The 21,948-nt window shown below is 32.2% G+C and carries 19 protein-coding genes; 16 read left to right on the top strand and 3 right to left on the bottom strand.

All coding sequences use genetic code 11. The features are described from left to right. Positions 1-44 precede the first annotated feature (44 nt). The 4 genes from DMB71_RS19795 (at position 45) to DMB71_RS19780 (ending at position 5,861) form a co-directional block, all read left to right on the top strand. Complete coding sequence (locus DMB71_RS19795; protein ID WP_111369192.1) at positions 45-2,072, top strand: hypothetical protein; 2,028 nt, start codon at positions 45-47, stop codon at positions 2,070-2,072. Positions 2,073-2,093: 21 nt separating this feature from the next. After that, positions 2,094-3,923 (top strand): AAA family ATPase, encoded by a 1,830-nt coding sequence (locus DMB71_RS19790; RefSeq protein ID WP_111369190.1) that lies wholly within the window; start codon positions 2,094-2,096, stop codon positions 3,921-3,923. After that, on the top strand, positions 3,924-4,820 hold the full coding sequence (locus DMB71_RS19785; RefSeq protein ID WP_111369189.1) for a LysR family transcriptional regulator: 897 nt from the start codon (positions 3,924-3,926) through the stop codon (positions 4,818-4,820). 75 nt (positions 4,821-4,895) lie between these two features. Continuing rightward, entirely contained in the window at positions 4,896-5,861 is a 966-nt protein-coding gene (locus DMB71_RS19780) for a YeiH family protein (RefSeq protein WP_111369187.1), read from the top strand. Between the two features lie 169 nt (positions 5,862-6,030). Here the strand turns inward: DMB71_RS19780 and DMB71_RS19775 are convergent, their stop codons facing one another. Continuing rightward, entirely contained in the window at positions 6,031-6,981 is a 951-nt protein-coding gene (locus DMB71_RS19775; protein WP_111369185.1) for a hypothetical protein, read from the bottom strand. Between the two features lie 175 nt (positions 6,982-7,156). Between DMB71_RS19775 and DMB71_RS19770 the strand changes: the two genes are divergently transcribed. Further along, positions 7,157-8,152 (top strand): zinc dependent phospholipase C family protein, encoded by a 996-nt coding sequence (locus DMB71_RS19770; protein WP_111369183.1) that lies wholly within the window; start codon positions 7,157-7,159, stop codon positions 8,150-8,152. Positions 8,153-8,217: 65 nt separating this feature from the next. Here the strand turns inward: DMB71_RS19770 and DMB71_RS19765 are convergent, their stop codons facing one another. Continuing rightward, positions 8,218-10,362: an LTA synthase family protein gene (locus tag DMB71_RS19765; protein WP_111369182.1), complete on the bottom strand. Its 2,145-nt coding sequence runs from the start codon at positions 10,360-10,362 to the stop codon at positions 8,218-8,220. A 199-nt stretch (positions 10,363-10,561) separates the two neighbouring features. On the opposite strand from DMB71_RS19765, the gene DMB71_RS19760 reads away from it, so the two are divergent. The 11 genes from DMB71_RS19760 (at position 10,562) to hisIE (ending at position 21,124) form a co-directional block, all read left to right on the top strand. Continuing rightward, complete coding sequence (locus tag DMB71_RS19760; RefSeq protein WP_111369180.1) at positions 10,562-11,224, top strand: response regulator transcription factor; 663 nt, start codon at positions 10,562-10,564, stop codon at positions 11,222-11,224. 3 nt (positions 11,225-11,227) lie between these two features. After that, positions 11,228-12,628 (top strand): sensor histidine kinase, encoded by a 1,401-nt coding sequence (locus tag DMB71_RS19755; RefSeq protein WP_111369179.1) that lies wholly within the window; start codon positions 11,228-11,230, stop codon positions 12,626-12,628. 312 nt (positions 12,629-12,940) lie between these two features. Further along, positions 12,941-13,798 (top strand): ATP phosphoribosyltransferase, encoded by an 858-nt coding sequence (gene hisG, locus DMB71_RS19750; protein ID WP_111369177.1) that lies wholly within the window; start codon positions 12,941-12,943, stop codon positions 13,796-13,798. Between the two features lie 120 nt (positions 13,799-13,918). Next, positions 13,919-15,202 (top strand): histidinol dehydrogenase, encoded by a 1,284-nt coding sequence (hisD, locus tag DMB71_RS19745; RefSeq protein ID WP_111369176.1) that lies wholly within the window; start codon positions 13,919-13,921, stop codon positions 15,200-15,202. A gap of 98 nt (positions 15,203-15,300) precedes the next feature. After that, positions 15,301-16,350 (top strand): histidinol-phosphate transaminase, encoded by a 1,050-nt coding sequence (gene hisC, locus DMB71_RS19740; RefSeq protein ID WP_111369174.1) that lies wholly within the window; start codon positions 15,301-15,303, stop codon positions 16,348-16,350. Positions 16,351-16,503: 153 nt separating this feature from the next. Beyond that, entirely contained in the window at positions 16,504-17,640 is a 1,137-nt protein-coding gene (gene hisB / locus DMB71_RS19735; RefSeq protein ID WP_111369173.1) for a bifunctional histidinol-phosphatase/imidazoleglycerol-phosphate dehydratase HisB, read from the top strand. A 94-nt stretch (positions 17,641-17,734) separates the two neighbouring features. Continuing rightward, positions 17,735-18,085 (top strand): nuclear transport factor 2 family protein, encoded by a 351-nt coding sequence (locus DMB71_RS19730; RefSeq protein WP_111369739.1) that lies wholly within the window; start codon positions 17,735-17,737, stop codon positions 18,083-18,085. Positions 18,086-18,184: 99 nt separating this feature from the next. Continuing rightward, positions 18,185-18,766 carry an imidazole glycerol phosphate synthase subunit HisH gene (gene hisH, locus DMB71_RS19725; RefSeq protein WP_111369738.1) on the top strand — a complete coding sequence of 194 codons (582 nt, stop codon included), beginning with the start codon at positions 18,185-18,187 and terminating at the stop codon, positions 18,764-18,766. Positions 18,767-18,851: 85 nt separating this feature from the next. After that, positions 18,852-19,577, top strand: coding sequence for a 1-(5-phosphoribosyl)-5-[(5-phosphoribosylamino)methylideneamino]imidazole-4-carboxamide isomerase (gene hisA / locus DMB71_RS19720; protein ID WP_111369171.1), 726 nt, complete (start codon positions 18,852-18,854; stop codon positions 19,575-19,577). A gap of 81 nt (positions 19,578-19,658) precedes the next feature. After that, positions 19,659-20,414, top strand: a complete 756-nt coding sequence (hisF, locus tag DMB71_RS19715) for an imidazole glycerol phosphate synthase subunit HisF (protein WP_111369170.1) — start codon at positions 19,659-19,661, stop codon at positions 20,412-20,414. A gap of 107 nt (positions 20,415-20,521) precedes the next feature. Continuing rightward, on the top strand, positions 20,522-21,124 hold the full coding sequence (gene hisIE / locus DMB71_RS19710) for a bifunctional phosphoribosyl-AMP cyclohydrolase/phosphoribosyl-ATP diphosphatase HisIE (protein ID WP_317048401.1): 603 nt from the start codon (positions 20,522-20,524) through the stop codon (positions 21,122-21,124). 68 nt (positions 21,125-21,192) lie between these two features. Here the strand turns inward: hisIE and DMB71_RS19705 are convergent, their stop codons facing one another. Beyond that, positions 21,193-21,891: a carbohydrate-binding family 9-like protein gene (locus DMB71_RS19705; protein ID WP_111369167.1), complete on the bottom strand. Its 699-nt coding sequence runs from the start codon at positions 21,889-21,891 to the stop codon at positions 21,193-21,195. Between the last annotated feature and the right edge of the window lie 57 nt (positions 21,892-21,948).

The raw sequence follows: 21,948 nt of genomic DNA, 5'->3' as shown, positions 1-21,948 counted from the left end.
TTTAAATCTGATGACTGTAAACTGATACTGAATACTAAATAAATATGACGACAAACACGATTCTTTTATTATTGCTTTCTTTAGTAATCGCTGGTGGTTTATCGTACTTTCAATATTTTTTCAAAGCCAAAAGTAAATCCAATGTGATGATACTTTTGGCTTTTTTACGTTTTCTAGCCATTTTCGGATTATTGGTTTTATTAATCAATCCGATAATTTCTAAAAATTCTTTGGAAATTACCAAAACGCCTTTGGCAATTGTGGTAGACAATTCAAGCTCAATCGCTGCTTTAAAATCTGATAAAAAAGCAGTCGAATTATATCAAAAACTAGTTTCAAATCCTGCTTTGAAGGAAAAATTTGAAATTCAGTCTTATCAGTTTGACAACGATTTTAAAACTTCAGATAAATTTGATTTCAAAGGGAATCAAACTAATTTGGATGAAGCGGCAAAGAATTTAAAAAGCATCAACAAAAAACTGATTTTTCCAACTGTAATTATTACAGACGGAAATCAAACTACAGGAAACGACTATGTCTATAGATTCGATCCTGTCAATAAAGTTTATCCTTTGGTTGTGGGAGATACAACCACTTTTTTCGATTTAAAAATCAATCAGCTTAACGTAAATAAATACGCTTTTCATAAAAATAAATTTCCTGTCGAAGTTTTTCTGCAATATGCTGGTACCAAAACTGCCAATGCAGAATTTACCATTTCGCAAGGAAATACTGTTGTAGCAAAAGAAAAACTTTCGTTTTCGCCATCAAAGAAAACGGCTTCTTTAAATTTATTGTTACCCGCAGATAAAGTAGGATTGCAAATTTATAAAGCTAGTATTCAATCTTCGGCAAAAGAAAAAAATGGCTACAACAATATCAAGAATTTTGCAGTTGAAATTATTGACCAAAAGTCTACAATTGCTATTGTTTCAGCAATAAATCACCCAGATATTGCTGCTTTGAAACGCTCGATTGAGGTTAATGCTCAGCGTAAAGTGATATTAGTTAAACCAAATCAGATTAGTGACTTACAAGATATTTCTGTTTTGGTTTTGTATCAGCCCACAACAGCTTTCAAACCGATATTTGACAACAATAAATTAAAAGGAACAAACGCCTTTATTATAACAGGAAACAATACCGATTTCAATTTTTTAAATCAGCAGCAAAACAATCTGATTTTTAAAATGAGTAATCAGAGAGAAGACTTCTTAAGCGAATTCCATTCTGATTTTAATCTTTTTGCCATCGATGATATTGGTTTTGAAAATTTCCCGCCTTTGCAGAATCCATTTGGAAATATTAGCACAAACGGAAATGTTTCTGTTTTACTTTCTTCAAAAATCAGAAACGTATCTACGAATGCTCCATTATTAGCTTTCGCCGAAAATCAAGGAAAAAGAACCGCTTTTCTTTTAGGAGAAAATAGCTGGAAGTGGCGTTTGCAAAGTCATGTTGACAATCAGTCTTTTGAAAAGTATGATGTTTTTATTGATAAAATAGTTCAATATTTAGCATCATCGACTTCAAAGAAATCATTGGTAGTAACACATGAAAGTTTTTATAACTCTGGAGAAGAGATTATCATTAATGCGCAATATTTCAACAAAAATTATGAGTTTGACGAAAAAGCAAGACTTACAATTAGTGTTGTAAATGCAGCCACCAAACAAACTAAAAATTACGATTTACTAAAAGGAAGCAATTCTTTCTCAGCTAATTTGGAAGGACTTCCTGCGGGAAAATATAACTTTACAGTAAAAGAATTAAATTCGAATACTTCATACGCAAGCCATTTTGAAATTTTGGATTTTGATATCGAAAAGCAATTTGTAAATCCAGATGTTGTCAAATTACAGCAATTGGCACAGCAGACTGGTGGAAAAGCTTTTTTCGAAGATCAAGCTGGTCAATTGATTAACACGCTTTTAGAAAATAAAGAATACAAATCAATCGAGAAAAATGTTTCAAGTAAAACGCCAATTATTGATTGGGTTTGGTTATTGATTTTGATTGTTGCTTTATTGACTGTAGAATGGTTTATTAGAAAATATAATGGGTTATTATAGTAATACTGAGATCTCTAGATTATGAAGAAAATTGAGTTTGAATTAAATGAGGATTATAAGTCATTTAAAAAAGGTTTTACATCAAATCTTGATGGAGATTTAATTATTCTTTCAGGAGTTAATGGTGCTGGAAAATCTCAATTATTGAATATATTGATGAGATTTGATAGACTTTTAAAAAAGAAAATTGCGGCGAATGTAAAAATTGATGGTGTAGATTTGGAAGTAGAAGATATTGATTTTCGCTCTTTCAAGGAAAATATAGGAATCGCAGAAATTACTTCTACTACATCTCAAGTTTTATTTAATTCAGCTAATGAAGCATGGAAGTTTTATGGAGGAGGAGGAATAACGGCATATGATAAGGAGCAATATTTAGAATCGATTGGAGAAGCTAAAGATATAATTTTAGGTAAGTATACTCAAGAAGATTACAATAAGAAAGCTATAAATGAGGAAGAATTTAAAAAGACTTTACGTGATGCAAATTTTATATGGAAAAAAGGTGATAAATTTTCTAATATAGTTGGGGAGATCTTTTTCTTGCATGCTTTAAAAGTTAATGAGAAGATGGTGGAAGTCGGAAGGCAACATTTTGATCCAAAAACCATCGATGTTGCTCCATGGACCAAATTAAATGATTTATTTAGTAGTTTGAATTTTGATTATAGATTTAAAGATAATTACGAATTAAAAGGTGTTGAAATCAATGAACAGCCTAGATTGTATCCTATAAAGGATGATGGAAGTTTAAATGAAGAGGATTTTAGAAATTTAAAAGATTTATCTGACGGAGAAAAAACAATTATATCTCTTTGCTTTGGTAGTTTAGTTGATAATACAAAGTATGGAAAAAAAATATTATTACTTGATGAGATTGATTCTGTTTTAAATCCGTCTCTTATAGAGATGTTTTTTAGAGTTATTGAAGAGTTTTTTTTAAAACAGAATATTTTAGTTGTTTTATCTACTCATTCTTCAACAATAATTTCATTATCACCAAGTTATTCTAAATTTTATGAGGTATTTAAGCCTAATAAGACAGGAAATCGAATTCTTGAAATTTCACCCAGTGAATATTCTGAGCTTTTAATTGCTAATAAAAAATTTTATGATAAAATTGGTGACCAAGAAAATAGAATACTAGAATTGGAAAAGAAAATTTCTTCTAATGAAGATATTTTAATTGTAACAGAAGGGAAAACTGATTGGAAGTATTTCATTGCTGGATTGAGATTTTTTCATAGTAGAAATGAATTTGAAAATATCCAAGAAGATTTTTTTTATAAATTTGGTTCGGATAGTGATGTTGAATCAGGAATTTGTGGAACAGATAATGTTAATGATTTGAGCGAATCCAAGTTGAAAAATTATTTAAACTTTCTCATTGAATCAAGAAAAATTGATGTTAATGATCGAAAAATTAGATTTGGTATTTTTGACTCAGATACGAATATTTCTATAATTAGTGATTCAAGTACAAATGTTTATTCTTTTAAAATTGAACCAAATAATATTTCAACAGAATTACTATTTAATGATGAGGAAATAAAATCGTTAGTTAATGAAAGACGATTATATATAGGTAATGAATTTGGTGAAAGAAATAAAATCCATCTTCAAGATCCTTTAATTACTCTTGGTGGGGATTCTTCAAATATAAACAAGGCTGGTAAAAGAGTTATTATTGAAACGGATGTTTATAACAGAAGTGGAGAAAATATAGCTCTTTCAAAAGAAAAATTTGCACAAGCAATATTTGAAGGGGTAATTAATATTAGCGAAGAAAGTTGGAATAATTTTAGGCATATTTTTGATCAAATTTCTGCAATACTAGGAACGCAAAGTTAAATGGACTTCAGGCTAAAAGTATTTTACACCGTTGCGCTCCGCCTTAATTTTACTAAGGCGGCAACCGAATTGTATATTACACAGCCGGCAGTTTCTAAACATATTCAAGAATTAGAAGAAACTTATAAAACCAAACTCTTTGAACGAAATGGTTCTAAAATCGCTTTGACTCCAGCAGGAAAAATTCTCCTAAAATATACTAAAAGTATTTTTGATATTTATCGCGAAATAGATTTCGAAATGAGTTCGTTTAATGCAGAACGCCAAGGTTTACTGCGATTAGGAGCTAGTACAACCATTTCGCAATATATTATTTCTCCGGTTTTGGCTAGTTTTCATCAGAAACAAAAAGACATAAAAGTCAATTTGCTGAATGGAAATACAGAACAAATCGAAAACGCTTTAATCAATAAAGAAATCGAAATTGGGATTGTAGAAGGGCATTCTAAAAATCAATCCATTAAATACATTCCGTTTCTAAAAGACGAATTGGTTTTGGTATGCAATAGCAATAATCCTTTAGTGAAACAAAATGAAATTTCGGTAAATGATTTAAAATCAATGAAGTTCATTACCCGTGAGCGCGGATCTGGAACACTTGAAGTTATAGAATTTGCTTTGAAAAAAGCAGGTTTAAAATTTTCAGATTTGCAAATCGAAATGCAGTTGGGAAGTACAGAAAGTATAAAATCGTATTTATTGAACTCAGATTGTTTTGCTTTTATGTCGATTCACGCCGTGCGTAAAGAGTTGAAAAATAAAGAATTGATTGTTTTAGATGTAGAGAAATTATCTGTAGAAAGATATTTTTACATTGCGACTTTACAAGGAAAATCAGATTCGTTATCCGAACTGTTCATTCAAAATCTAGCATTGCACTATAACTTGAAGTTATAGCCAATTGTAATTTACGATTGGTGTTTTCAATATAAACGGCGGAACTTTGCAACATAATATCAATACCCATTTATTTTGAAAACAAAAGAACAAACATCAGCACAATTATTTGAAATTAATCAATCAGTACAGCAAATACTTTTTCTTGCTGTAATTCTTTTATGTTTATTTTCAATCATTTCACCTCCAATTGCACTTTTATTAGGAGTTTTAATTGTGAATCTTTTCGGGAATCCATTTGTAGAATTTAATCATAAAGCAATAACCTTTTTATTGCAGTTTTCGGTTGTTGGCTTAGGATTCGGAATGAACGCTAATAGTGCAGTTTCTGCAGGAAAAGAAGGATTTGTTCTAACTGTTTTTTCAATCTTTAGCACTTTGCTTTTCGGATTATTGTTAGGAAAATGGCTTAAAACAGAAAGAAAAACGTCTCATTTAATTTCTTGCGGAACAGCAATTTGCGGAGGAAGCGCCATTGCGGCCATTTCTCCCGTGATCAAATCAAACGAAAATCAGACTTCAATTGCTTTGGGAGTTATTTTTATACTAAATTCAATTGCTTTATTTGTTTTTCCGTTTATTGGGCATCAATTAGATTTGTCACAAAAAGATTTTGGTCTTTGGTGTGCTATTGCAATTCACGATACGAGTTCTGTAGTTGGCGCGGCCAATAAATATGGTGCAGAAGCATTGCAAGTTGCTACAACAGTAAAACTGGCGAGAGCTTTATGGATTATTCCAATTTCAATCTTGACCGCTTTTCTTTTTAAAAGCAAAAATTCAAAAATCAAAGTTCCTTACTTTATTGGTTTATTTGTTTTAGCAATGTTGGTAAATACCTATGTTCCTTCTACAGCCATTTTTACTGGTCATCTTGTTGGAATTGCAAAAATTGGTTTAACGATAACTTTGTTCTTGATTGGAGCAACTTTAAATTTCGTCACTTTAAAAACAGTAGGAGTAAAGCCTTTATTGCAAGGTGTTTTTCTTTGGATTTTTATAGCCGTTTTAGCTTTGTTGTCAATTCTTTATTTTGGTTAGTATTTTTTAACCGCAAAGAGCGCAAGATTCTTACCTAAAAGACTAAATACAAACGCAAAGTTCGCAAAGTTATATAGATAAAGCTTTGCGAACTTTGCGTTTGTATTATCAATCCTAAAAAAATCTTTGCGTTCTTTGCGGTAAAACTATACTCAAAGTTTTATAGCTATTACTTTACATTGGAGAATTTTACAACTGGTTTATCAATCATTTTGTAAAATTTTCCTTTGAAAGCATAACGTCTTTCAATTTCAAAATTAAATGACTTTTTTGCTTTAGCCATCGCTGCAATTTCTTCAGGAACTTTTGTTTCAAATTCGTCTTGGCTTTTTAGAGCTTTATTAAATGTTCCAGTTGTTTTGATAATTATATCTCTAAAATGTTTTTTAGTGTTGTCATTTACAACCGTATAACTTCCAGACAAATTTATGCTTTGAACATTGGTAAGCTGATAATTTTCAACTTCCATTATAGGCTGATATTTTCCATCAAAACCGGCAACTAAATAAAGCCATCCTTCAAAAGGACCGCCTGCGCCACCGTTAACATGCAATAATGTAAACGCAAACTGATCTTCTCCAATTTCGACCAATTTTGGAGTCGGACATTGAGCAAAAGATCCGAAAGCGGCAACTGCGGGCTGAAAAGATCTCATATCCCAAGAATTGCCATTTTTCGCAAATTTTGCCAAACCAAGTAATCCTCCAGAAAAACGTCCTGTCTGAAGTCCGTCCTCATCATGAACAGAATGATTAAAAGCTAATATTTTAAATTGGTTTCCTTTTGAATCAGAATAGTCAATGTTTGCTAAAAGTCTAGTTGCAACACCTTCGGTGTACGGAAATAACTGATCGCCTTCAGTGCCATTTACATCCAGAAAAGGAGCAGGTTTGCAAGATTTACATTTCCAGCTTATAAACGTGTTTTTATCTGCAAGATGATACAAATTACCAGGAAACAATTTTTGCATCGTTTTGATGCCGTCAAAAGGTTCAGAAACTTTAAGAGTTCGCTTTGGGTTTAATATAGTATCACTGATGTTTTTTAGCTGTAAATCAGTTTCTTGTGCAAGGCAGAAAGAGGAGAATAAAATAAAGAGATTTAAAGTAATCTGGCGCATAAAATGGTATTTGTTTACAAAATCAAAGGTATAAAGAAAATTATTGTTAATATGGACTTCTTGTCGATTTTCGTGCGAAAAATATCAAAATGATAAAATATGAGAATCTTAATTACAGTATTTTTTGCGTATTCTTTAATTAAAGCTAAATTTGCTCCCTCTAATAAAAAAACAAATGAAGAAAATCCAAATGAGACCAAAACTAATTGCTTTCGGAGCTTTAGTTATTGGGTTTATTATGCTATCATGGGGAAATGTTGGCCATGAGCGTATTAACAAAGCAGCTGTAATGGCTTTACCAAAACAATTACAGATCTTTTTTTACAATCACATTGATTTTATTACACAAGAAGCTTCGGTTCCAGATATCCGCAAGTATGCTTTAAATTATAAAGAAGAAGGCCCAAGGCATTATTTCGACATGGAAAACTTTGGTACTGACACTTATCCACAGACATTAGAAGAAGCAAAACAAAAATATGATGCTAAATTTTTAAGCGATAATGGAATTTTGCCTTGGTATATCGAAGATATGATGGCAAAATTGACTAAAGCTTTTAAAGAAAAAAATAGAGCTGAAATCTTATTTCTTTCTGCAGATTTAGGACATTATATAGGTGATGCGCACATGCCTCTGCATACTTCTAAAAATCACGATGGCCAATTGACTGATCAAAAAGGAATTCATTCTCTTTGGGAAAGCAGATTGCCAGAATTATTCGTTAAAAACTACAAATTAAATGTTCCAGAGGCACAATATTATCCAGATGTTCATAAAGCAATTTGGGACATGATTAATGATACTCATACTTTAGCACAGCCTTTATTGGATATCGACAAGAAATTAAGATTAGGTACCGCAGAAGACAAAGTTTTTAAATTAGATGCTGACGGGAAAGTGTTAAAAAGCAAATACAATACACCTGTTTTCTCGGATGATTATGCTAAAATGCTTCATGAGCAGTTGAACGGGATGGTTGAGAGCCAAATGAGAAAAGCAATTGCTGCAACGGCAAGTTTTTGGTACACTGCTTGGGTAAATGCAGGTAAACCAGATTTAAGTGATTTAGATTCGCCAGCGGTAACACAAAGAAACTACCAATTTTTGCAGGATGATTTAAAATTATTCCAAAAAGGAGATTTATTCGGAATGAAGAATCAAAACGACTAATGTTTTGTTTCAAGTTGAGCATAAAAAAGCCGCAAACTGAAGAAGAAGTTTGCGGCTTTTTTTATTTATTCGTGCTTAACTTCGTTTGCATAAAGTTTAGCATTTTTTCCGGTCAAATCTTTAAATTGATATTCTTTCTCTTTCAAAACATACGATGCTGATTGATAATAAGAAATAGTTTCATCAACTAAATTTTTGTTTTCGGTTTTCAGTGGAATTTCATCGTAATAGATTTGAAATTCAGGAGAAATTCCAGCTTTCTCATTAAGCTTTAATTGAAACTGTTTTATCTGCTGTTTTGGAGATAAAATCGTCAGAACATTGTCTTTTATTAAACCAAGATCCTGATAAGTTGCTATAAAAGCTCGTGGCTGATAATTTGGTTGAAATACATCTTGTCCAAAGAATTTGCTTTCATAATCAAAGTTCAATAATCCGAACAATGTTGGCATTATATCAATCTGCGACATTAATTTGTTGTATTTTTCAGGCTTCATACCTGGAGTATAAATTAAAGCCGGAATTCTGTATTTGTCTAAAGGAAGCTCTGTTTTTCCTGCACTAGAAGCACAGTGATCGGCTATAATTACAAATACGGTATTCTTAAACCAAGGCTGTTTTTCAGCTTGTTTGAAAAATTGTTTTAGCGCATAATCAGTATATTTTACACCTCCATCACGAGATTTGATGTTTCCAGGAATATCAATTTTATTGTTAGGATAAGTAAAAGGTCTGTGATTGCTAACGGTCATAATATGATTGAAGAAAGGCTTATTTTGTTTGGCCTCAGCACTCATAACTTTGATTGCTTTGTTGTACATGTCTTCATCGCAAACTCCCCAAACATTAGAAAAAGTAACTTCATTTTCGGCAAAACTAGATTTATCAAGAATCTGATAGCCGTTTCCAGAATAAAAGTCCTGCATATTATCAAAAAAGGCATCTCCACCGTACATGAATTTCACATTGTAACCTTTTTTAAGGAAAACCGATCCTGTAGAGAATTTATTCTTATTGTCTTCTCTTTTTACTACGCTTTCACCCGCTGTTGGAGGCAAACATAAAGTTACAGCTTCTAGTCCGCGAACTGTGCGGTTTCCTGCAGCATACACATTCGTAAAGAGTAGGCTTTTTTGAGCTAAACTGTCTAAGAAAGGAGTGATGTTTTGCTCGTTTCCGTACATTTTCATGAAATCGGCACTTAGACTTTCAATTGTAATTAATACCACATTTTTGTGCTGTTCCAAAGAATCTTCTTTTATTTCACGTAATGTATTTTTTCCTGAAATAGAAGGCAAATCTTGTTTTAGCAAAGCAAAAGCTTTTTCGTTTGGAATTGTTTTGTAGAATTTAAAATAATCCAATTTGTTATTCTGAAAAGCCAGATAGAATTTATAGATTCCGTTTGATTGCAACTCATTAACAAAGACATTTTTTGAATTTTCTGTTTTGGCTAACCCTGGTACAGCTATTAAAGACGCGAAGAATAGAACTGCATAAAGAGCTGTAATTTTTATTTTCTCACTAAAACTCGGAATCTCATCGATATAATTTCGTGACTTCTTGATAATGAAATATGTGATAGTTCCTGTAACGATAAATAAAGCAGAAAATATAGGAACTACAGGATAAGACTGCATGATGTTTCCAATGACTTCGTTAGTGTAAATCAGATAATTAACAGCAATGAAGTTGTATTTTACTCCAAATTCGTTCCAGAAGAAGAATTCACTTATCGCATTTTGAAGAATTACCAAAACGTATAAAAAGATTACAAAAGCAAAAAGCCAAAATCTTATTTTATCTCTATGTTTTGGAAGAAAAAGAAAAAGCGCAAACAAAAGTGTTTTTAGCGAAACAAAAATCAAAACAATTCTTGGTAGAGCGCCGCCGTATTCATCAAAAATGCTTTTTCCTGAAGCAGTATAAAGTAAAAGCGCTAAAAAAACCGCTAGAATAATATATCCGTAAGGCTTGTTGTATTTTGAATTAGAAATAAAAATAAGATAGAGCCATAGAAAGCCTGATGCTAGTATAAAAACAAAAGAGTCTGACAGCAAACCAAATGAAAATATTTTTAAGCTTTCTGCAAATGTAAACGAACTTTGAGTAATGGGATGAAAAAGCAATACCATTCTAAGTGTAAAACTTACAATAAAATACAGTAACGCAAGATTGTAGAAAGGCGAAAGTTTTTTGTAAAAATTCATCAGTTTTATTTTTTTACAAAATTACTTTCGAATGATTAATGCCAGATTAAGTTCAACTTTTACCTTACTTAACATTAACTTAATATTTGCTTAAGATGCTGGTTTTCTTTATTTATTGATGTAGTGGATTATCTATGAGATGTAAATTATCTATCTTTGAATGGCAAAAATGAAATTCAAATTTAATCAGATACAATAAATGCACATTTTAATAGTTGAAGACGAAGTAGGAATTGTTCAATTTCTAAAGCAAGGTTTACAAGAAGAAGGCTATCAAATTACCACTGCTGGTGAGGGTTCTAAAGGTTTTGAACTGGTTCAAGAACAAAAATTTGACTTAATCCTTTTAGATTGGATGTTGCCAAAAATTAATGGTCTTGATTTGTGTAAAGCCATTCGAATTAAAGATCAAGATACTCCAATTATTTTTTTGACAGCAAAAGACACGGTTCAGGAAACTATTGAAGGTCTTAAAGCTGGTGCAAACGATTATATTAAAAAGCCTTTCAGTTTTGAGGAACTGGTGGAACGAATTAAAGTTCACTTTAGAAATAAAAAACAAACAGAAACCTTGACTCTCGGAAATATTACGATGGACCTGTCCAGGCATATTGTATTGAAAGGAGATGAAGAAATTTCATTGACACAGAGAGAATTTGAGCTTTTAGCGTATTTGATTCAGCACAAAGGGAAAGTCTGTACTAGAAACCAGATTTTAAGAGATGTCTGGGAAATCAATTTTGAATATGATACTGGCGTTATAGATGTTTTTATGAATGCAATTAGAAAAAAACTGAACCTTAAAATTGAGGAAGATTATATCAAAACAATCCGAGGCATTGGATATATTGCCAATGATTAACAAATGACATCATTATCTTTTAAAGACAGAATAGCGTTAAATTATATTGTAGGAACAGGACTGTTAGTTTTAGCGGTCTTCTCTGCTATTTATTTTATTGTAAAACTGACAGTTTACAATCATATAGATGAGAATTTGAACATAGAAATTCAGGATCATTTAAAAGAGCTGAAAATAGAAAAAGGGGGTGTAGTCTTTATGGATGTCGAAGAATGGGAGGAAAGAGAACATAACTCTGTCGACGTGAATCCTATTTTTGTCCAGTTTTTAGATATAAACAAAAAAATCATTGAAAAGTCTCCTAATTTAAAAAATGAAAAACTCCTCTTCAAGGAAGGCAAGGAGCATTTTCATCCTTTCGACACGAAATTATTAGGAAATAAAATTCGTCAGATTCAGGTTCCGCTTCATATAGAATCTAAAAAAGTGGGTTATTTAATTATTGCCATGTCTCTTTCTGATTCTTCAAAAGTTTTGGATAATCTAATGGATGCTTTATTGATTACTTTCCCAATCATTTTGCTAATTCTGTTTTTCTTAGCGAGATTTTATGCAGGACGAAGCATCAATCCAATAAATAACATTATTCAGACCTCAAAAATCATTACTAAAGATAATCTTAAAGCGCGCATTCCGTTGCCTAAAACAAGGGACGAATTGTTTACACTTTCTAAAACTATCAATAATTTATTAAACCGAATTGAAGACGCAATTGAACGCGAAAAACAGTTCACTTCAGATGCCTCACATGAATTAAGAACACCGCTTACTGTTATTAAAGGGACACTTGAAGTGTTGATACGCAAACCTAGAGATAATAAGGAATACGAGGAAAAAATAAACTATTGCATTAATGAAGTTGACCATCTAAATTCTCTTGTTGATCAGTTGCTTATGATGGCTCGCTTTGAAAATCAAAAACAGAATATTCTTAAAGAAAAAGTTTATTTAAATGCTGTCATTTTAGATGTTCTGAAATTAAATACTGAGAAAATTAAGTCGGGAAGATTAAATGTAATTTTAGATGCTTCGGAAGAGTTTTATATTTATTCAGATAATTATTTGACAGTAACAATTCTTCGAAACATCATTTCAAATGCAGTAAAATATTCAAAACCAGATAGCGAAGTTACGGTCTCATTATCAAGAGAAAATCAGAAAATAATTTGCAATATTTTGGATCATGGAATTGGAATTGCCAAAAAAGATCTAGAGTCAATTTTGAATCCGTTTTTCAGATCAGATTCGCTAAATCATTCTGAAATTAAAGGAACTGGTCTTGGATTATTTATTGTAAAACGAATGACTGATCTGCTTCATATTAAGTTTAAAATTGAAAGTGAAATTGGGATTGGAACTAAAGTATTATTGGTTTTTGACGAATATGATAATTCGTTAAAGTAATTTAAAAATTCTTAAGCATAATACCATCTGCAACGATTTTTAACAATAAACTATCGTTAAGTTAAAATAAAAATTGCTTTTTAATTATTTTATCTAGTATATTTGCAACCGAATCAAAGAAGTAAAAAACAAAACAAATCATGATTTCAATTCAATTACATCATCATCATTTACATTATTGCTCTCAAGCGATGTGTTAATGGTATGCGTGTAAATCATCATATTTTAAAACCCGTTTGAGTACATCAAACGGGTTTTTTAATTCTAGCTCTCTTTGTACTCAAACTATTAATTCAACAAACAACTAAAAAAATGAGTACTTTAAAAATTGCAATTCAAAAATCAGGTCGTTTAAACGAAGATAGCATTCAAATTCTAAAAGATTGCGGTATTTCAATCAACAACGGAATCGATCAATTAAAAGCCGAAGCTTCAAATTTTCCTCTTGAAGTATTATACCTGAGAAATTCAGATATTCCACAATATTTAATTGACGGAGTGGTAGATTTAGCTATCGTTGGCGATAATCTTTTGGTAGAAAAAGGAAAAGGAATCGAAGTGGTTCAGAAATTAGGATTCTCAAAATGCAAAGTTTCTGTAGCTGTTCCTAAAACCTTCGAATACAATTCGGTACAAGATTTAGCCAATCTTCGAATTGCTACCTCTTATCCAAATACAGTTACAGAATATTTTAATAAATTTGGTCTAACTGTAGACATTCACCAAATCTCTGGTTCTGTAGAAATTGCCCCAAATATTGGTCTTGCTGACGCAATTGTTGATATTGTTTCAAGCGGAAGCACTTTATTCAAAAATAACTTAAAAGAAGTTGAAGTTATCTTGAAAAGTGAGGCGGTTTTAGCAGTTTCTCCAAAAGTTTCTCCTGAAATCCAAAAACACATTGACACTTTAAAATTTAGAATTCAAGCTGTTTTAAGAGCTAGAAATTCAAAATATATTTTAATGAATGTTCCAAATGACAAAATTGAAGCCGTTGGAAAAATCCTTCCAGTTTTAAGAAGTTTAACGGTTCTTCCGTTGGCGGAAGAAGGTTGGAGCAGTGTTCACTCTGTAATTGATAAAGATACTTTCTGGGATGTAATAGATCAGTTAAAAGAAGTAGGAGCAGAAGGGATTTTAGTTTGCCCAATTGAAAAAATGGTACTATAAAAAATAGAAATTCCAAATTCCAAATTCCAAGTTGCGGATGCAGCTTTGCGAACTTAGCGTTTTTTCAAGACAAAGAGAATAATAAAACCTTGCACCCTTTGCGGTTAAAAAAATAAAGGCATGAATAAGATAGATAATCCAAAACCAGAAATCTGGTCAGAAATATTAAAAAGACCAACTAAAACTGTTGGTGATATTGAAGTTACGGTAAAAGAAATCTTCAAAGAAGTTCAAAGAAAAGGAGATGAAGCTGTTGCTAAATATACTTCAATATTTGACGGAATTTCACAAGACAATTATGAAGTTTCTGTAGAAGAAATCAATGAAGCAATTGCTTTGATTCCAAGCGAATTAAAAGAAGCTATTGAACTAGCAAAAAACAATATTTATAAATTTCACAGCGCTCAAAAAACAGATCGTGTTTCTGTTGAAACGATCGAAGGAGTAAATTGCTGGCAAGAAAAAAGACCAATTCAAAAAATTGGATTGTATATTCCTGGAGGAACAGCTCCTTTGTTTTCGACTGTTTTAATGTTGGCAGTTCCAGCAGAAATTGCAGGCTGTAAAGAAATTGTATTGTGTTCTCCACCGGATAAAAAAGGAAAAATTAATCCAGCAATTTTATATGCCGCTAATTTATGCGGAGTAACTAAAATTCTAAAAGTTGGCGGAATTCAAGCGATTGCAGGAATGACTTTTGGAACACAATCCATCCCGAAAGTATATAAAATTTTTGGTCCTGGAAATCAGTTTGTAACTGTAGCTAAACAATTGGCAACTCAATTTGGCGTTGCAATTGATATGCCTGCTGGGCCTTCAGAACTGTTAATTGTTGCTGATGATACAGCGGTTCCAGCTTTTGTAGCGTCAGATTTATTATCTCAAGCAGAACACGGAACTGACAGTCAGGTGATTTTAGTTTCGACTTCAAGAAAATTGATCACAGAAGTAGAAAAAGAAGTTCAATCACAATTAGAAGTGCTTCCAAGAAAAGCTATAGCAGAAAAGGCAATTGAAAATTCAAAATTGATTTATGTTGAAAATGATCAGATTGCTTTAGATTTAATCAATGAATATGGGCCAGAACACTTTATAATCTGCTCAGAATACGATGATTTCTATTGCAACGGAATTGTAAATGCGGGTTCTGTCTTCATAGGTAATTATACTCCAGAAAGCGCTGGAGATTATGCTTCTGGAACCAATCATACTTTGCCAACAAATGGTTATGCGAAGAATTACAGCGGTGTAAATCTGGATAGTTTTATGAAATCAATGACATTCCAGAAAATTTCACAAAAAGGAATTCAGAGTATTGGAAAAGCAATAGAATTAATGGCCGAAGCTGAAGGCTTGCAAGCACATAAAAATGCCGTAACATTAAGATTGGAGAGTTTAGAGTAAGAAAGAGAAAAGAAGCAAGAAGAAAGATATTGAGTAAGTAAGATAAGAGGTCTTTTCTCTTGTCTCTTGCTTCTAATAGTCAAAAAAAACAACAACAAATGAACACGTTCGACATAAATACAATAACACGTGAAAACGTAAAATCTTTAAAACCTTATTCTTCTGCGAGAGATGAGTTTGAAGATTTTGATACAGCAGAAATGATTTTTCTGGATGCCAATGAAAATCCGTTTCAAAATGGCGTGAACCGTTATCCAGATCCGCAACAAAATTCGGTTAAAGCGATTTTGGCTAAGAATAATTTGGTAAAACAAAGTCAGATTCTGTTAGGAAATGGGAGCGACGAAGTTTTAGACTTACTTTTCAGAGCTTTCTGCGAACCTAATAAGGACAATATTATTTCTCTTCCGCCAACATATGGTATGTACGGAGTTCTAGCAAACATTAATGCAGTAGAAAATAGAGAAGTTTTACTTTCAACCGATTTCCAGCCACGGGTTGAAAAGATTTTAGAGGCGGTTGATGAGAATACTAAAATTATCTTTTTATGTTCGCCGAACAATCCAACTGGAAATTCTTTTTCTGATGAAAGCGTGGTTAAACTTCTTCAGAACTTTAAAGGTTTAGTAGTGATTGATGAAGCTTATATTGATTTTTCGGATAAAGAAAGCTGGCTGACAGAAATTGACGAATATCCGAATTTAGTGATTACACAAACACTTTCAAAAGCGTATGGTTTGGCTGGAATTCGTTTGGGAGTTTGTTATGCTTCTGAAGAAGTGATTTCAATTTTAAATAAAATAAAACCGCCTTATAACGTTAACGAATTAACACAGCAAAGAGCTAAAGAACGTTTAAAAGATTCAGATAAAATAAAACAAGAAATTGCTTCTATTATTGAGCAAAGAGAAGAATTACTTAAAGTTTTACTTGAAGTAAATTTTGTTAAGAAAGTATATCCAACAGAAGCTAATTTTATCCTAGCAAAAGTGGATGATGCCAACAAAAGATACGATCAGTTAATTGAAAAAGGAATCGTTATTCGCAACAGAACAACACAGCCTTTATGCGAAAATTGTCTTCGTTTTACAATTGGAACAAAAGAAGAAAATGCTGTTGTAATTAGAGAATTAAAATTGTTGAGCTAAAAAAAATATAGCCACAGATTATACAGATTAAAAGGATTTTTTATTCTGTTTGTGGTTAATTTTTTGCCACGAATTTCACTAATTCAATTCGTGTAATTCGTGGCAAAAGAAAATCATTTTAATCCTTTTAATCTGTGGCAAAAAACATAAAATATGAAAAAAGTACTTTTTATCGATCGTGACGGAACGATTGTTTTAGAACCTGAAAATTATCAATTAGACAGCTTAGATAAACTAGAGTTTTATCCAAAAGCTTTTCAATATTTAGCTAAAATTGCTAATGAATTGGATTACGAGTTAGCAATGGTAACCAATCAGGACGGACTAGGAACGGATAGTTTTCCAGAAGATACATTTTGGCCAACACAGAATTTTATTTTAAAAGCTTTTGAAAACGAAGGAGTTGTTTTTGATGAAATCTTCGTAGACAGAACTTTTCCAGAAGAAAATGCGCCAACTCGCAAACCAAGAACGGGAATGCTGACGAAATATTTGAATAATCCAGAATATGATTTAGAAAATTCTTTTGTTTTAGGAGATCGTTTGACTGATGTTGAATTGGCTAAAAACTTAGGAGCAAAAGCCATTTTCATGAACGATACGGATGGAATTGGAAGCAATGAAATTTCGTCAAAACGTGAAGAATTAAACAAGACAATCGTTTTGCAGACAATGGATTGGAAGAAAATCTATGAGTTTTTGAAACTAGAAGCGCGTTCGGCATCAATCACAAGAAAAACAAACGAAACAGATATTTACATCAATCTAAACCTTGATGGAACTGGAAAAAGCAAAATCGACACCGGAATTGCCTTTTTCGACCACATGTTAGACCAAATATCACGTCACGGTCAAATGGATTTGGAAATTACCGTAAAAGGCGATTTAGAAGTCGATGAACACCATACAATTGAAGACACTGCTATTGCTTTAGGAGAAGTTTTCGCAAAAGCGTTAGGGAATAAATTAGGAATTGAACGTTACGGATTCTGTCTTCCAATGGATGATTGCTTAGCACAAGCAGCAATTGATTTCGGCGGAAGAAACTGGCTGATTTGGGAAACTGAATTCAAACGTGAAATGGTAGGTAAAATGCCGACTGAAATGTTTTATCACTTCTTTAAATCGTTTACAGATGGTGCAAAAGCGAACTTAAACATCAAAGCAGAAGGAATCAACGAGCATCACAAAATCGAAGCCATTTTTAAAGCTTTCGCGAAAGCGATAAAAGTAGCCGTAAAAAGAGATACAGAAAAGATGATTTTGCCTTCAACGAAAGGAATGCTTTAAAATTTGTTTCAAGTTTCACGTTTCAAGTTACTCAACAAAACGTGCAACATGGAACTTGAAACCTGAAACAAAAAAAACTAAAAAACTAGAAAACATGAACGCTGAAAAATTTGCTAAATCTTGGATAGAATCTTGGAATTCTCATGATTTAAATGATATTATGAGTCATTATTCCGATGATCTTGAAATTACAACACCAATGATCAAATTGGCTGGAGGAATTGAAAGCGGTTCACTTTCTGGAAAAGAGAACGTTGCAGCTTATTGGAGTAAAGCCCTATCGAAATTTCCAGATTTAGAGTTTGAATTGATTGATGTTACTTCGGGTGTAAATTCTGTTGCATTGTATTATAAATCGATAATGGATAAAAAAGCAGTTGAAGTAATGTTTTTTAATGAAGAAGGATTGGTGAACAAGATGATTGCTCATTATACAGATTTGTAGATAAAAAATTTTTCAAGTTTCAAGTTTTACGTTTCACGTTTCACGTTCTGTTAAGCAACGTGAAACGTGAAACCTGAAACAAAACAAACAAAAAACAAAATGAAAATAGTAATTATAAATTACGGAGCAGGAAATATTCAAAGCATTATGTTTGCTATTGAAAGATTGGGTTTTAAAGCTGTTCTGAGTAATAATCCAGAAGAAATTAAATCGGCAGATAAAGTGATTTTTCCTGGCGTGGGCGAGGCGAGTTCGGCTATGACAAAACTTCGCGAGAGCGGTTTAGATAGCCTGATTCCGCAGTTAAAACAGCCTGTTTTAGGCATTTGCCTCGGAATGCAGTTAATGTGCAATAAAACAGAGGAAGGAAATACAGAAGGTTTAGGAATTTTTGATGTTGATGTTTTGAAATTTTCAAACAACGTAAAAGTGCCTCAAATGGGATGGAATAAAATTTATGATTTAAAATCGGATTTGTTTAAAGGCATTTCTGAAAATGAATTTATGTATTTGGTTCATAGTTTTTATGCGCCAAATTGCGCAGAATCGATTGCAACAACCAATTATGATGTTGAATATGCATCGGCTTTACAAAAAGATAATTTCTACGGAACTCAGTTTCACCCAGAAAAAAGTGGGGATGTTGGGGAAAAGATTCTAGGTAATTTTTTAAAAATGTAAGAACTTCAATATCAATCAAAATATCAAAAAATAATTTCAATTTTTAGAATCTAAAATCTAAAATCAGAAATCTAAAATAATAAAAATGAGAATAATACCAGCCATAGATATCATTGAAGGAAAATGTGTTCGTTTGTCCAAAGGTGATTATGATACCAAAATAATTTACAATGAAAATCCGCTTGAAGTAGCGAAATCATTTGAAGCGCACGGAATTGAATATTTGCATTTAGTAGACTTAGACGGTGCAAAATCAAGTAAAATTGTCAATTATAAAATATTAGAACAAATTGCAACACAAACCAGTTTAAAAATTGATTTTGGAGGCGGATTAAAATCAGATGACGATTTGAGAATTGCTTTTGAAAGTGGTGCAAATCAAATTACTGGTGGAAGTATTGCCGTAAAAAATAGAGCCATTTTCGAAAAATGGATTTCAGAATATGGTTCAGAGAAAATCATTCTAGGCGCTGATGCAAAAGATGAAAAAATAGCTGTTTCTGGTTGGTTAGAAGAATCAAATGAAGATTTAGTTCCGTTTGTTCAAGATTATCAATCAAAAGGAATTCAGTATGTTATTTGCACGGATATTGCAAAAGATGGAATGCTTCAAGGCCCAAGTTTTGATTTGTACAGCAAAATTTTAGCGGAAGTAAAAGGCATAAAATTAATAGCTTCAGGTGGAATTTCGACCTTCGACGAATTGCCAAAATTAACTGAATTAGGTTGTGAAGGAACCATTATCGGAAAAGCAATTTATGAAGGCAGAATTACACTAAAGCAACTTGAGGATTTTATAATTAGAAAATGAGAAAATTTGATAATTAGATATTTACACAGTATGTGAAGTAATTATCTAATTGACTAATTCTCTAATTAACACATTAGATAAATGTTAGCAAAAAGAATCATACCTTGCTTAGATATAAAAAACGGAAGAACCGTAAAAGGCGTTAATTTCGTTGACTTGCGCGATGCAGGAGATCCTGTGGAATTGGCTGCGATTTATTCAGCTGAAGGCGCAGACGAATTGGTTTTTCTGGATATTTCAGCAACAGAAGAAAGACGTAAAACGCTGGTAAATATGGTGCGAAGCGTGGCAGAAAAAATCAATATTCCGTTTACGGTTGGCGGTGGAATTTCATCTGTTGAAGATGTTGATATTCTGCTTAATAACGGAGCTGATAAAGTTTCAATCAATTCATCGGCAGTTAAAAATCCACAATTGATAAACGATTTAGCTCAGAAATTTGGAAGCCAATGTGTTGTAGTGGCAATTGATGCGAAACAAATTGGCGGACAATGGATTGTGCATTTAGTTGGCGGAAAAGTACCGACTGAACTAAATTTATTCGATTGGGCTGTTGAAGTCGCCGAACGTGGTGCAGGAGAAATTCTATTCACTTCAATGGATAATGACGGAACCAAAAATGGATTTGCAAACGAAGCTTTGGCTAAACTTTCAGAATTAGTAAATATTCCAATTATTGCTTCTGGAGGAGCTGGAAATATTCAGCATTTTGTAGATTCGTTTCAAAAAGGAAAAGCTGACGCGGCTTTAGCGGCAAGTGTTTTTCATTTTAAAGAAATTGAAATCAAAGCTTTAAAACAAGAATTAAGAAATAACAATATAGAAGTAAGGTTATGAAATTCCAATTTTTGAAGCGCCAAATTCCAAACAATAGAAATATCAAAAAATCAAAAAAAATAAATTTTCAGTTTTTAGAATCTAAAATCTGAAATCTAAAATCTAAAATAGACATGGACATAGATATAAAAAGCGCACACGGATTAATTCCAGCGATCATTCAGGATTCAGAAACAAAAAATGTTCTGATGCTGGGTTATATGAACGAAGAATCGCTTCAAAAAACAATAGAAACGCAAAAGGTGACTTTCTTTAGTCGTTCCAAACAAAGACTTTGGACGAAAGGCGAGGAGAGCGGTAACTTTTTAAACTTAGTAAGCATTAAAAACGACTGCGATGGCGATACGCTTTTAATTCAAGCAAAACCTGTTGGCCCAACATGCCACACGGGCGCAGATACTTGTTGGCAAGAACCAAATGATGCTAATTATGGTTTTATTTCGCAATTAGAAAATACAATCAAAACGCGCAAAGAAAATGCAGATTCTGAAAAAAGTTATGTGGCTTCTTTATTCGAAAAAGGGATCAATAAAATTGCTCAGAAAGTGGGCGAAGAGGCTGTAGAAGTGGTAATCGAAGCAAAAGACAATAACAACGATTTGTTCCTTAGCGAAAGCGCAGATTTACTATTTCATTATTTAATTCTGCTTCAAGCAAAAGGATATCAATTGAATGATGTTGTTGAAGTTTTGAAAAAACGCCAGAAATAAGTTTTATTGTTTCAGGTTTCAGGTTTCAAGTTGCTCACAGAACTTGAAACGTGAAACCTGAAACAAATTTATTCTACAAACTCAAAAACAGCAAATTCTGTTGGTTGATGAAATCCGAAAACTGAAGTTTTATACGACTGTAATGCAAGATATTCGGTTGTGTTACCGTAATCAATTCTAAAAGCGTTTCCTCGCCATTTTGTTCCTGTTTTTGGTTTTTTAAAACCTCCATTTTCAATTTTTTCAAGACTAGAAAAAGGAATTTTAATTTCTACTACATAACCTTCAGGAGTTATTTTACTCAAAGACTCTAAGCCTTTAATATCAAAGCCCATTGCTGTATTCCATCCGCCACATTCTGGCGAAATGCATTTTAAAAGTAGATCGTAATTTGTAGAAAATGCATTTACTCCAATTTCGATATAATTTTGGCTGTCTCCATCTGGATCGATAAAAATTTCGACTAAATCATCTGTATTAAATATCTGAGAATCTTTTCTTTGTGGTGTTCCAATAATCTGAGAATCATTGCATTTGTAAGCTAAGTATAAGTTTTCATTATTCCACGAAAGTGAAACAAAAGTATTTTGCAAAGCTTTTTCTCCAGAATTATGAATTAGAAATGGTCCTAAGAACGGTCTGTTCCAATCAGATAAGTTTCCGTCAATTGTTACTTGCATGTTTGTTTTATGAATCGGGATTGTTTGTGCATTAACAACTGTCGAAAACATTATAATAAAATGGAAAACAAGTGTAGTTAATCTCATATTTATGAAAGCTTAAATTTTAAGAGCACTAAAATAGAGAAGAATAATGAATTTTGG

The organism is Flavobacterium tistrianum, assembly GCF_003254545.1.
Lineage (GTDB): Bacteria > Bacteroidota > Bacteroidia > Flavobacteriales > Flavobacteriaceae > Flavobacterium > Flavobacterium tistrianum.
Note: the sequence above shows the minus strand (reverse complement) of the source record. Positions and strands in the feature narration are given on the sequence as shown.